The organism is Deltaproteobacteria bacterium (assembly GCA_019308995.1).
In the GTDB taxonomy this organism is placed as follows: Bacteria; Desulfobacterota; Desulfarculia; order Adiutricales; family JAFDHD01; genus JAFDHD01.
This window is the reverse complement of record JAFDHD010000102.1, coordinates 1-11,489: the sequence shown is the minus strand read 5'-3', so window position 1 is coordinate 11,489 and position 11,489 is coordinate 1. Positions and strand designations below refer to the sequence as shown.

The 11,489-nt window shown below is 47.6% G+C and carries 11 protein-coding genes; 2 read left to right on the top strand and 9 right to left on the bottom strand.

All coding sequences use genetic code 11. The annotated features are described in order from the left end of the window. On the top strand, positions 1-781 hold a 781-nt coding region (locus JRI95_13805), incomplete at its 5' end, for a hypothetical protein (protein ID MBW2062618.1). Between the two features lie 76 nt (positions 782-857). Here the strand turns inward: JRI95_13805 and JRI95_13800 are convergent. Continuing rightward, positions 858-2,399, bottom strand: a complete 1,542-nt coding sequence (locus tag JRI95_13800) for an ABC transporter substrate-binding protein (GenBank protein MBW2062617.1) — start codon at positions 2,397-2,399, stop codon at positions 858-860. 485 nt (positions 2,400-2,884) lie between these two features. Between JRI95_13800 and JRI95_13795 the strand changes: the two genes are divergently transcribed. Then, positions 2,885-4,048 carry a metallophosphoesterase gene (locus JRI95_13795; GenBank protein MBW2062616.1) on the top strand — a complete coding sequence of 388 codons (1,164 nt, stop codon included), beginning with the start codon at positions 2,885-2,887 and terminating at the stop codon, positions 4,046-4,048. A 174-nt stretch (positions 4,049-4,222) separates the two neighbouring features. Here JRI95_13795 and JRI95_13790 read toward each other — a convergent pair whose 3' ends face one another. The 8 genes from JRI95_13790 to JRI95_13755 form a co-directional block, all read right to left on the bottom strand. After that, complete coding sequence (locus JRI95_13790) at positions 4,223-4,507, bottom strand: rhodanese-like domain-containing protein (GenBank protein MBW2062615.1); 285 nt, start codon at positions 4,505-4,507, stop codon at positions 4,223-4,225. 21 nt (positions 4,508-4,528) lie between these two features. Then, positions 4,529-4,900 carry a cyclase family protein gene (locus JRI95_13785; GenBank protein MBW2062614.1) on the bottom strand — a complete coding sequence of 124 codons (372 nt, stop codon included), beginning with the start codon at positions 4,898-4,900 and terminating at the stop codon, positions 4,529-4,531. Beyond that, positions 4,794-5,129 (bottom strand): hypothetical protein, encoded by a 336-nt coding sequence (locus JRI95_13780; protein MBW2062613.1) that lies wholly within the window; start codon positions 5,127-5,129, stop codon positions 4,794-4,796. The genes JRI95_13785 and JRI95_13780 overlap by 107 nt, the downstream gene beginning before the upstream one ends. A gap of 108 nt (positions 5,130-5,237) precedes the next feature. Then, complete coding sequence (locus JRI95_13775) at positions 5,238-5,399, bottom strand: hypothetical protein (protein MBW2062612.1); 162 nt, start codon at positions 5,397-5,399, stop codon at positions 5,238-5,240. A gap of 299 nt (positions 5,400-5,698) precedes the next feature. Continuing rightward, positions 5,699-7,192: a tripartite tricarboxylate transporter permease gene (locus tag JRI95_13770; GenBank protein ID MBW2062611.1), complete on the bottom strand. Its 1,494-nt coding sequence runs from the start codon at positions 7,190-7,192 to the stop codon at positions 5,699-5,701. A gap of 7 nt (positions 7,193-7,199) precedes the next feature. Next, complete coding sequence (locus tag JRI95_13765) at positions 7,200-7,709, bottom strand: tripartite tricarboxylate transporter TctB family protein (GenBank protein ID MBW2062610.1); 510 nt, start codon at positions 7,707-7,709, stop codon at positions 7,200-7,202. Positions 7,710-7,877: 168 nt separating this feature from the next. Then, positions 7,878-8,849 carry a tripartite tricarboxylate transporter substrate binding protein gene (locus JRI95_13760; GenBank protein ID MBW2062609.1) on the bottom strand — a complete coding sequence of 324 codons (972 nt, stop codon included), beginning with the start codon at positions 8,847-8,849 and terminating at the stop codon, positions 7,878-7,880. A gap of 216 nt (positions 8,850-9,065) precedes the next feature. Continuing rightward, positions 9,066-11,069, bottom strand: a complete 2,004-nt coding sequence (locus JRI95_13755; protein ID MBW2062608.1) for a CocE/NonD family hydrolase — start codon at positions 11,067-11,069, stop codon at positions 9,066-9,068. Positions 11,070-11,489 lie beyond the last annotated feature (420 nt).

Genomic DNA, 11,489 nt, shown 5'->3' with positions numbered 1-11,489 from the left:
TACCATGTACCTTGAAGGCGCGGCCGACGGACGGCTTTTAGTCGAGACGTTGAAGAGAGTGACTAGCGACAAGCCGGTGCTGGTGCTTAAAAGCGGCCGGACCCCGGTGGGCCGGGCCGCCACGGCCTCACACACCGGCAGCCTCTCCGGGGAAGACGGGCTGTATGAAGGCATGTTCGCCCAGACCGGCGTCACCCGGGCCAAAAGCCTGAACGAGCTGGTGGAGCTGGCGCAGGTCTTTTCAACCCAGCCCCGGCCGCGCGGCAATCGTTTCGCAATCGTAACAGGCAGCGGCAGCATGGGGGCCCTGGCCGCTGACACGGCCATTGACGCCGGTCTGGCTGTACCGCCGCTTTCAAAAGCTACGGCCGCCAAGGCCAAGGCTGGCGCGCCGGTATGGATGAACGTGTCAAACCCGCTTGACGTGGGGCCGTCCCAGCAGTTCCCCCTGGCCTTTAACGCCTTAATGGAAGACCCTGACATTAATATGGTCCTGGCCGTCATCGCCACGCCCTATGCGGTCATGCGGTTTATCAACCCGGAAGAATTTCTGTCCGGCCGGTATTTCGGGGATTTAGCCGGGGTTAAAAAGCAGGCTCAGGACAAGCCCTGCCTGATCTGTGTCGTGAGTCATAATAAGATGGTGGAGATTATAAGTAAGGAAGCGGAGCCGGAGATTCCGATCTTCACTTCGCCTGAAGCCGCGACCCGGGCCCTGGCCGCGCTGTGGCGGTATCAGCGCTGGCTTAAGAGAGAGATTCAAATCACCGGGGAGGAATAAAAAAAACCGGCGACCCTGAAATTCTCTAGCTTGTGTTGCCTTCCAGGGCCGCCGCTAATAAGCCTCTAAGTTCAAGTTATTTTACAACCTTGATATTCCATAGATGGGCAATGTCCGCGCTCTTGGGCAGCCAGTTATAATCAATCCAGTCTCTCATGGCGTAAATCATGTTCAACCCAAACAAGGGAATAACGCTGGGGTCCTCCTGAAGGAGCTTGTGAATCTCCCTGAGGATGGCCAGCCGCTTTTCTTTGTTCATTTCTATGGCCTGCGCGTCACAAAGCCTGTCAATGACGTCCTTGTTGGGCCGGTTCTTGTAGTTTGTGTAGAAACCATCGCTTTTCACGCCCAGCATCATTCTCCAGATCGGATCACGATCGCCCGCCCATGAGTAAGTGATTATGTGGCCCAGCCTTGGGTCGTTTGTCCGGGAATAAGTCAAAAAGACTCCTTCATCCATAAGCTGCAGCTTGATGGTTACGCCCACGTCCTTCATGTATTTCTGGACAGCCGCCGCCACATGGGCCGCGTGAGGCATCTCAGCCACATACGTAAGCATTAACGGTGTGCCAGGTTTATAGCTCGAGGCCTTAATCATCTTCCGTGCTTTTTCCGGATCGAATTCATACTTGAAGTCTGGATCATAGCCATACTCGTTCCGGTCCGCGCCCATGTAATGAGGGTAACCTTCTCCTAAGAAAATCTTGTCTATAAGCTCCTGCCGGTTGATAGCATAGTTGAGGGCCCGCGACAGGTTCCGGTCCCGTATGATCCGATCTTTGGGATTGGCCCGGAGTGAGAGGGCAAAATAACTTGGCGCCATGCCGGAGCGCTTCACCTTGATCTCCTTCCTGCGCTCAATCCTTTTAACCAGGTGAGGCAGAATATAGTACACCAGGTCCAGCTCTCCTGTTTCCAGCATGGCCAGGCGGGTCATATCATCAGGAACGGTTACGAGCTGCAAAGTCTTGAAATCAACCTTGTGGTCATGGTGATTTTTCACCGCCTCCATGGTGATGCGCTCGCTGATCTTTCGCTCGATAAGATTGAAAGGCCCGCTGCCCACCGGCTTTTTGTTGAAGCCGTCCATACCAACTTTGTCATAGTAGTTCTTTGAGCCGATAGACATGCTCATCAGGCTTTCCCAGGGGGCATACGGCTCTTTGAACCGATAGATGAAGTTGTAATCGTCAATGATTTCCACGTCTAGAATCTTTTTGTAAACCGATCTCAACAGGCTTTTGTTCTTTTTGTTTAAATGCTGCCGCCATGAAAACCGCACATCGTGCGCCGTAACCGGATCTCCTGCTGGAAACTTCGGGCCTTTTCTGAGCTTGATTCTGATATCCTTGCCATTCTCCATGATCTTGAGGGACTCGGCCAGTCCAAGCACCAGGTCTCCGGTTTTGTCATCCACCTTCAACATACCCTGAAACATGGATCCAAAGGCGACCTCGTCATTCCCGGTCTTGTACCGGAACGGGTTCACAGTCGTTGGATCGGAATACATGCCCACCCTGACCGTATCCTTGGCCCCGGCCATGGCCGCGCCCGCGGCTAGAAGAGTTAAGAAAAAGATGATACACACCACCACGGTCCAAAAAATTTTATTACGCATGACCATTTCCTCCTTTCAGGCTGACCTGGTTAAGTATAAAATTATTAACGGCTCCAAGACCTGTCTGACATATATCTTGTTTTATATGATTTAATTTCGGTTATTATGGTGTATCATCATATGCTGAATTGTTCAATCATTTTTCCAACAATAAATATCATGAAAATAAAAATCAATATTTAACCAATATCAAAAATCCGAATGATATAATAAAAATGCAGTTAAATCTTGACCAATCAGGCCAGAGGTTATAAAGTCCAACCAGGTTGCCTGAAAAATGCCGGTTATGGAGTCTATGAAGCAAGGCACATTAAAAATCCTTTGGAAGATTTAATTGTGGATTCTAGGCTGATAAGCCAAAACACGGGATTAAGCTCACCTGATTCGGAGAAACATATCCCGTCTTCTTAATGATGCGGAATCTAAAGAGGGAAACTTAAACAGATACTGCAAACAGTCGTTTGATACTTGAGGGAAGAGAGCGCATGAAAAGGATAAATGAAGTCTCTGGATGGATATTCTTCTTATTTCTTCTCGTCTTTCTTTACAGCTTAATGCACTATTACATCTTCATGAAAGCCCACGTCGCTTTTCGCTTCAGCGACCGGGCAGGGAGCTGGCTGGTCTTTCTCATGGCTTTCCTGATCTTTGCTGTCCTTCTCGGCTACCTGGTGGAGAGGATTATATCTCGCTCCATGGCGCGCCTGATGTTTAACATTGGATATATCTGGTTTGGCATCTCATTTTATTTTGTCTTGGTACACCTCCTTATTGATGCTTACCGTATCCCGGTGTATGCGGGAGGGTTTTTATCTAACCGGGATTTCTCTAATACAATACCGTCCTCGAAGACGGCCTTTTATGTTTCTCTCATGCTTTCGGCTGTTTTGAATATCTACGGGTACTTTGAAGCAAAGAATATTCGCACCGAGAGAGTGGTCATTAAGACTCCCAAGCTTCCGAAAGGGTCGAATTCGCTGCGAATTGTGCAGATTTCCGACGTGCATCTCGGCGTAACCATAGGGGCAAAAAGGTTAAAACGAATTATCGAAGAGGTAAAAAAAGCGAAACCTGACATTCTGGTTTCCACTGGGGATCTCGTAGATTCGGCAAGGTGTAATATCGAGCGCCTGATTCAGCCTCTCCGTGAGATTCAGGCCACGTACGGAAAATTTGCCGTTACCGGAAATCATGAGTTTTACTGGGGGATATCTCAAGCGGCAAAGTTTATTAAAAAAGTCGGCTTTACGCTCTTGAGAGGCGAAGGAATCACCGTGGCCGGGCTCATTAACATTGCCGGCGTTGACGATCATGCTGCCAAGCACTTTGGACAGGCCTCAAAAGTATCTGAAAAAGACCTGCTTTCGAAGCTGCCTTCTGAAATTTATACCTTGCTGCTCAAACACATGCCGGCTGTTGATAAACAAGCGCTTGGTCATTTTGACCTGCAGCTTTCCGGGCATTCTCACAAGGGGCAGTTTTTTCCTCTTAACCTGATCACGCCTTATATTTATGAGTTCGGCACCGGCCTGCTCGATCTTCCAAATCATTCCCGCCTGTATGTCAGTCGCGGTACTGGCGTCTGGGGTCCGCCTATCCGTATTCTTGCTCCGCCCGAAATCACGGTCATTGATCTTGTCAGGGCGTGAAATAGGGGCCAGACAGCCGCGATCAATCAAAGGGTTGCTTCCTCTGTTTTACTTAGGGTCAATGGGATATTGAGCCTTTTCCCATTCACGCCAACCGCCTTTGAGTGCGAAGACCTTGGTAAACCCCATCTCTATCATTTGCTTTGCCATCCTGGCAGCACTGAATTCAAAATGTCAGGCGCAATACAAGACATAGGTTTTTGTCTTGTCATATTTACCGGCCCATTTCTCCGCTTTTCCACTTTTCTCCCTCACAGCGCCTTTAATTTTAAATTTGCTGGCTTTCCAGAGAATCTCAAGACGGACGTCAATGACAATCACCTCGGGATTATCCAGCATCTCTTTGAGCTGTTCTTTGGTTATCTTAGGCGCGCCTTGGGCCGCTGCGGGCACTGCAAAGCCAAGAATAACAACCAGGCACACCAACAGAGCCGGAGTCGAAAACCATTTAACTTTCATCGAACCAATCTCCTTTGCCATCTATTCCTTAATAATCGCTACCGGCCTGACCCAGGCTGCCCCTGCATTCAGGATCTTTATGGGAAAACAGGATACTTTAAAGCCGTATGAAGGGAGCTGGTCCAGATTCGCCAGCTTTTCCATCTGAAAGTATTCTCTCTCAATCCCGGCAAAATGGCCCTCCCAGATCAAACTCCTATCACCAGTCTTCTTGAAATCCTCGGCCTGATACCTGAATGGCCGATCCCAACCGGGCGCATCGGTCCCAACGACTTTTATACCCTGATCAGCAAGCCATATTGTGCCAGCGCGACCCATCCCGGGGTAATCTGTCCAGTATTTCAATTGGCTCAAACTGAGGAACGATCGGCGGGATAGCAAGATACGACTCAACTTCACCCACCCCGTAAGGAACCTGCACCAGTCCGGAGACGATCTCTCTCATATTACGCCTGTGATCAAACCCAAAGTAATCCCCACGATAAGTGCTGTTTGTCAGCTGCGGGGGCGCTCCATTTTCCACCCAAGATATCAGGGTCCCCTGCCAGAAAGTGTCAGTGGTGGATAGATCTCCTGGCTTCTCGAACCTGGCGATGGCTCTAAAACGTTCTCTATTTATCATACCCTTAAAATTTCCTTTCTGCTCCGAAAATGGGCACTTTCTTAAGCCCTTCTCAAACTAGCGTATGTCTTCTTGCCAACCTTAATAATAATGTTTATAAAAATTTTTTTAAAGGTTCATCAAGCGAACAGCTTCATCCACCGCAGATGCACAATCCTCGGCAAAGCCCTCGGCGCCAACCTCATCAGCACACTCGCGAGTGACCGGCGCCCCGCCGATCATCACCTTGACCTTATTTTTCAATCCTGCCTTGTCAAGCGCCTCGATCACGTTTAGCCTGACCGAGTGAATCGTATTAATAAGCTTGACCCACAATAAGAGGGCATTAAGTGGTCAATATAGTATGGGGCGCTAAACAGATCCAAAGCAAGCCTCGACCAAACGAGATGACCTGCCTCTGGGCCTAGACGGTCAGGATGGTGTAAATGACCGGAGTAAAGCGGGAATCCATATAGAACAGGATTAATCAATTCCTATAACGGGATTCCTGTCTTGTCCTAATCATAATGTGGGAAAACGGGCAAAGTTTGTAGCAAATCTGCCTGGCGAAGGGTTACCAATTTTCCAACTTATGCTTTATTGCGGCTTTGAAGAATTAAACGCCTCCCGACGGGAACCACTATGATAAGTATAGTGTATATGATGAATATTAATGAGATAGGCCGAGTAAAGAAGATGGAAGGATTTCCATCTGAAATGATTAGAGAATCTCTAAAATTATATTCCAGTATTGGTCCGAGGATCAATCCAAGCAGAATAGGCGCCACCGAGTAACCAAGTTGGGAGACAATCCATCCTAAAATTCCGAATCCAAACATTACATAGAGATCGAAAATATTACCGTTCGATGCATAACAAGCGGCTGTACTGCACAGGAGGATGATCCCTACCAGAATGTGGTATGGGATCTGAATGATTTTTACCCAGAGTCTGATCAATGGCAGGTTGAGAATCAAGAGCAAGATATTCCCGATATACATGCTGCAAATGAGTCCCCAGACCAGGTCTGGATTGGACTTTATAAGTAAAGGGCCTGGGCGAAGGCCAAACATCATGAAGGCCCCTAGCATGATAGCCGTCACCGCAGATCCGGGAATACCAAGTGCAAGAAGCGGCACAAATGCCCCAGCAGAGCCGGCATTATTAGCAGATTCTGCTGCACATACCCCCTGGATGGCGCCGTGACCGAACTGCTTTGCATCAGGGGAGACTTTTTTCTCTAAAGTATAAGCAAGCACAGCCGCAAGAGTCGTCCCTGCCCCGGGAAGGGCGCCCACAATGAAGCCCAGCACACTCGACCGGGGAATGGTATACTTGCATTTAGAAAAGTCCTCACGAGTCGGGAGAATCCGCTTAATGGGGGCTTTGAATACCTCCCCCAACTCTCCGCTGGTTATATTTTTAAGCAGCTCCGGGATGACAAAGATCCCTAACGCCACGGCGATGAAGCTGAATCCATTCATCATATTTACGGATCCGAAAGTAAGCCTTTCAGCTCCCGAAACTGGATCCATCCCAAATGTTCCAACCATGAGGCCCAACACCACCATCATCAGGCTTTTAATAACGGATTCCCCGAAAATACCAGCTAAACTAACCAACGAAGCGAGAATAAGGGCAAAGTACTCTGGTGGGCCGAAATGTAAGGCAAAGTGTACGAGAGGTACCGCCACAAGCGATAAAGCCAGGACACCGAAGGTGCCCGCAATAAAAGAGCCAATAGCCGCAATGGCCAGAGCAGGACCCGCCCTGCCTTGCTGGGCCATGGGATAGCCATCCATGATCGTCAGGATCGCGGGGGCGTCACCAGGAATATTAAGGAGAATAGCCGAGATGGCGCAGCCGTATTGACCTCCATAGTATATCCCGGCCAACATAATCATGGCTGTAATAGGGTCCATGCTGAAAGTCAGAGGCACGAGCAGAGCGACCCCCATGATTGCCCCGACTCCTGGCAAGGCGCCAAGAAAAGTTCCCAGGAAGGCGCCTAAAAAGCAAAATAATACGTTCTGTACTGAAAAGGCAACCGAAAATCCCAGGGCCAAATTATTCAAAAATTCCATTCTCGACTCACTCCCCCAGTAAAAGGATTTCCAAACTCCAAATTCCGCTGGGCAGCGGAACTCCTAATAAGTGATTAAAAAGAATAAATATCACAACCGAAAAACCCACTGCAAAAAGGGCGTTCTTCCAAATTGACATCTGCTTGCCTAATGCACTGGCTGATATTGCGATTACTGCAACCGTCATCAGCACCGAACATAGAAACCAGCCAAAGACCTGTATCAGAATGATGTAAGCCAATAAAATTGGAAGAAGTATCAAGGCAGGAGCCATCCTTCGGACAGACAGCTTTCTCAAGTCTGACTTCTCACTTCTTTTCCAGGATAAAATGGAATTGGTGAGCTGAATAAGGGCCAGTATCACGAAAATGAGTCCCACCAATACGGGGAAGAAAGCAGGAGTAGTATTAACATCCTGCTGCAAAAGAGGGAGAGGTATTAAGTAAGCCTTTATACTAAAAGCCACACCCAAGACTAGAAGAAAAAGGGAGCCTAGAATATCGGCCTTGTTGTTCATCAGTATTCTCCTGATTTAGAGTCTCTTTCAGGAATCCAAACCATCAGGTTCTTATTTAGATGGTTCTAATATCCGTTGGGTAAACTCATAGAACATACAAGCCCGAAACCAGCGCCTCAACAAGCAGGTTTCGGGCTTGTTGTCAATGCGATCTGGGAAATGACAGAATCATCCTCCCATTTTTTTCAGTTCTTTAATGGAGGCCTTGAAATCCGTAGCCGCATCAAGCATCCATTTCTTGAAATCCTTACCAGGCAACCATCCATTTTCCAGGCTGTGTTTTTTCAAATAACCTGATTTCCACTCCTCAGTCTGAATAACTTTTGAAAGGATATCAATCCAGTATTCAACGATCGCCGGGGAAGTGCCACCTTTCATGCATAGTCCTCTTTGTTGTGTATAGATAACATCGTACCCTTGTTGCTTAAAGGTGGGAACGTCTGGAAGGACTGTCAATCTCTTCACAGATGTCACTGCGAGTGGGACCGCTTTCCCTGCCTCAATTTGGCCCAAGATTTCACTTGGGTTAAACCAGCCCATATCTACATGACCTCCTAAAAGGCTGGCCACGACTTCTCCTCCACCCTTCATGGGGACATACCGAATTTTAATGCCACTGGCCTGATTCAGTTTGAGCGTGCACATGGAATCCGGGCCGCCAACAGCTCCAGTGCCGCCCGCACTAAAGATTTTACTACTCCCCTTAACGGCCTTGATCAGGGAGGAGAGATCCTTGTAAGTACCCGCCTTGACACACAGGAGATTAAAATCATAAACCATATTTGCAACATAGTCCCAGTCTGTGGTTTTCCACTTGGCGTTGGGGGTAACGATCGGGCTTATGACATTTCCTAGATCCGCTAGCGTAATGTGATATCCATCCGCCCGTTTGCCGAAAACAAAACCCTTTCCAACAAGGCCGCCGCCTCCTGTTTTATTAACTACAACTACCGACTTGGGTACAAAGCGATGATCCTTAATGATTTTTGCGATCCAGCGAACCATAACATCCGATCCACCGCCAGGAGAGTATGGACAGATAAAAGTCACCGTTTTTTTGGGATAATCAGCAGCATAAATTTGGGGTACCAGGATTAAGGCAAGTAATAGAAACGTGAGTAAAGTAATACTTTTCTTCATTTTGTTCCTCCTTTTGAAAATTGTTGAATTGTAAATGGAATTGTGTCACCTGCCGCGGCCTCTACTATACATCGGCCTTTTTGTTAATTTCGAACGTACGTAACATTTTGTAAAAATCGGGTTTCAGTATTTCACCACCTGAGGTTAATATTAAAAACCGAGTTGGGTTGATCCGAGAACCAGTTGCCACCATTGGCTCATTTACTGATGCCTTTGTTAATCTGGAATTATTGGCAGCAGAACATATGAGCGGTGATTTCGATCATGATAGATAATATTGGTGGCAAGTTTAGTCTTCTTATGGAGACCCAGCGGTTCTCCAGTATTGGGATTGCAGTCAAAGCGGGGGTAATTACTGCTCGAGATATCAATCCTGATTCGATGGCCTTTTTTCACGATTATTGCGGTTCCCCCTAGCTCAATCTCCATCTCATATATCTTTCCAGGCTCGATTAATTTTTCTTTGTGTCTGATAGCAAAATTATTATCCGGATTCCCGTGGTATCGGGCGCGGATGATACCGTCTCCCAGGTTGAGCGCGTATCCTTCGGGATAATCTTCATTAGGAGGGAAAACATAAATTAGTTTTGCCGTAAAATCCGTATCAACACAGTCGGAGGAAACAAAAATCCTGACTTTCACCGGACCGGTGATTTCAACATCTTTTTGCAGGGGAGGAGTTTGAAAGACAATGACATCCGCCCGTTTGCTCAAAGGACCTAACGCTCTGGGTCCTTTAACATATCGAGGTATCTTTTCGGTCACGACCTGGTTATATCCTCCAGGAACGAGCCACATTCCAAAAGCCGAGATACATCCTCCGATACTTGGCACAGGGTAATCGGGATCATACTGGTAGGTGGTTGAAGAAACATTGCCTCTTGGCGGTTCCGGGCTTAAGGCGCCATCCCCTTGAAAATAGTATTTTGTATACTGGGTGCGGGCCAAAGGCCACTCATGTTCATACCGCCAGTGGCCTCCAACATCTAGGTGTCCTTTTGGGGTCTTTCGCCCCGTGCCAGTGCCCATGATCCACAGCTTTACTGGAGGCTTGCCTTTGACGCCCGTGTCAATTCCCCGAAACCATTGATCATACCATGCAAGGATCCAGGCCCGGTAATCTTCGGCCAGGGCCGGACCTAATTCTATATCACCTGAGACTGTCAATTGGTAGTTTGTGGTATGAGTGCGTGGGGACATGACCAGGTATTGTTTTCCTTTTTTCAACTTCGAAAGGGCGGTGAAATTTCTGTCCTGGATGCCATTGTAGCTGTCATACCAGCATGTGTAGTGCAGCATCGGGATATCTGGCATATTCCAGTAATAAAGCTCATGGGCTTGTCCCGGATGGATCCAGAAATTGTTTTTCCCAGGCCAGTCGCTATCAGAAATAACGTTGAAATACCAATCTTCAAGAGAAAAATCCGCGCGGGACGGGCTTCCCGATAACTTATTAAATTCGGCAAGGGGATTTTTACCTTTCACGATAGGCCAGGCATCGAGTTCTCTGTCAAAACGTCGTATCGCAAGGCCGAGAATTGTTTTCGCTTTGGGATTCGGTTCACCCATGGCGCCTATGCCGTATGCTCCATGGAAGTATCTCATTTCAAAGGCGCCATGATTCCGCAGGCCACATTTCCAGTAATTGCAGCTTGCCGCACAGGCCAGAAAGGCGGCTAAGTGTGGCGGCCGTGCCGCCAGGCACGCATAGGCGTGGGCTCCCGGTGTAGAAAAGCCCCATGTTCCCACCTTGCCGTTCGACCAGGGTTGCCGCGCAATCCACTCGACAGTATCATATCCATCAGGTCCTTCATGACCGTCGCCGTCATACCAGTTGGCATACAGACCCGGGCCCTGCGAACCGAATCGTCCCCTGACATCCTCAACTACAGCCACATAACCGTGCTTGGCAAAATACGTTGCATCACGAACATTGCCTTCGTTAGCCCGGTAGTAGGGAGTTCGCTGCAAAAGGGCAGGAAACCTCCCCTCGGCCGGTACCTTTCCATCCTTTGAAGGGTAGTGTAAGTCTGCTGCCAGCTGGACTCCATCTCGCATCTCAATCTTGATCGTCTTCTTGACAGTGTACTGATACACCTCCTTTGGCTTGTAGGACTCACCTGCCTGAACACACCAGGGAAATGCAAGGAAGAGTGTTACGGCAATAATTGTTATAAAATACATGATTTTATATCGGTTTTTTTGATATGTCTGCCTCATAGTCACCCTCCTTAAATTAACGTTATAATAATTTAATGATTATCAGTGAAACCCATGACCTGCCATCTACGGGCCGTTAAATTTTTATACGCCAAAATTGTTAAACTGAAACGTGGAGGAAGAGCTTCTGGTTGCTGGAAGAAAGTTACCAGATAACACGGGGAGTAAAAAAGGGTATACTGCTCTTGGGAAAATATCTAAAAGTCTAACGATTGACAGAAAGGTGATGATTATAAACATCCGCGATTATCTTCGCGTTATAAGCTCATGAAACATCAACAAAAGTCCCATTAAGTAAAAAAAATAAGGGTCTTCTCCATATTAGTTGATGATAATTTGATCTGGTCGATAGATTTTTTGCATCATTTAAACAAGTTACGTTCATAAAGGTGATTTGCTTATTATTAAACACTTAGATTT

Excerpts from the sequence above, each read along its gene's own strand:
- JRI95_13800 (MBW2062617.1), bottom strand. The coding sequence starts at position 2,399 with ATGCGTAATAAAATTTTTTGGACCGTGGTGGTGTGTATCATCTTTTTC.
- JRI95_13770 (MBW2062611.1), bottom strand. The coding sequence starts at position 7,192 with ATGGAATTTTTGAATAATTTGGCCCTGGGATTTTCGGTTGCCTTTTCA.
- JRI95_13760 (MBW2062609.1), bottom strand. The coding sequence starts at position 8,849 with ATGAAGAAAAGTATTACTTTACTCACGTTTCTATTACTTGCCTTAATC.
- JRI95_13790 (MBW2062615.1), bottom strand. The coding sequence starts at position 4,507 with ATGAAAGTTAAATGGTTTTCGACTCCGGCTCTGTTGGTGTGCCTGGTT.
- JRI95_13780 (MBW2062613.1), bottom strand. The coding sequence starts at position 5,129 with ATGATAAATAGAGAACGTTTTAGAGCCATCGCCAGGTTCGAGAAGCCA.
- JRI95_13795 (MBW2062616.1), top strand. The coding sequence starts at position 2,885 with ATGAAAAGGATAAATGAAGTCTCTGGATGGATATTCTTCTTATTTCTT.
- JRI95_13755 (MBW2062608.1), bottom strand. The coding sequence starts at position 11,069 with ATGAGGCAGACATATCAAAAAAACCGATATAAAATCATGTATTTTATA.
- JRI95_13765 (MBW2062610.1), bottom strand. The coding sequence starts at position 7,709 with ATGAACAACAAGGCCGATATTCTAGGCTCCCTTTTTCTTCTAGTCTTG.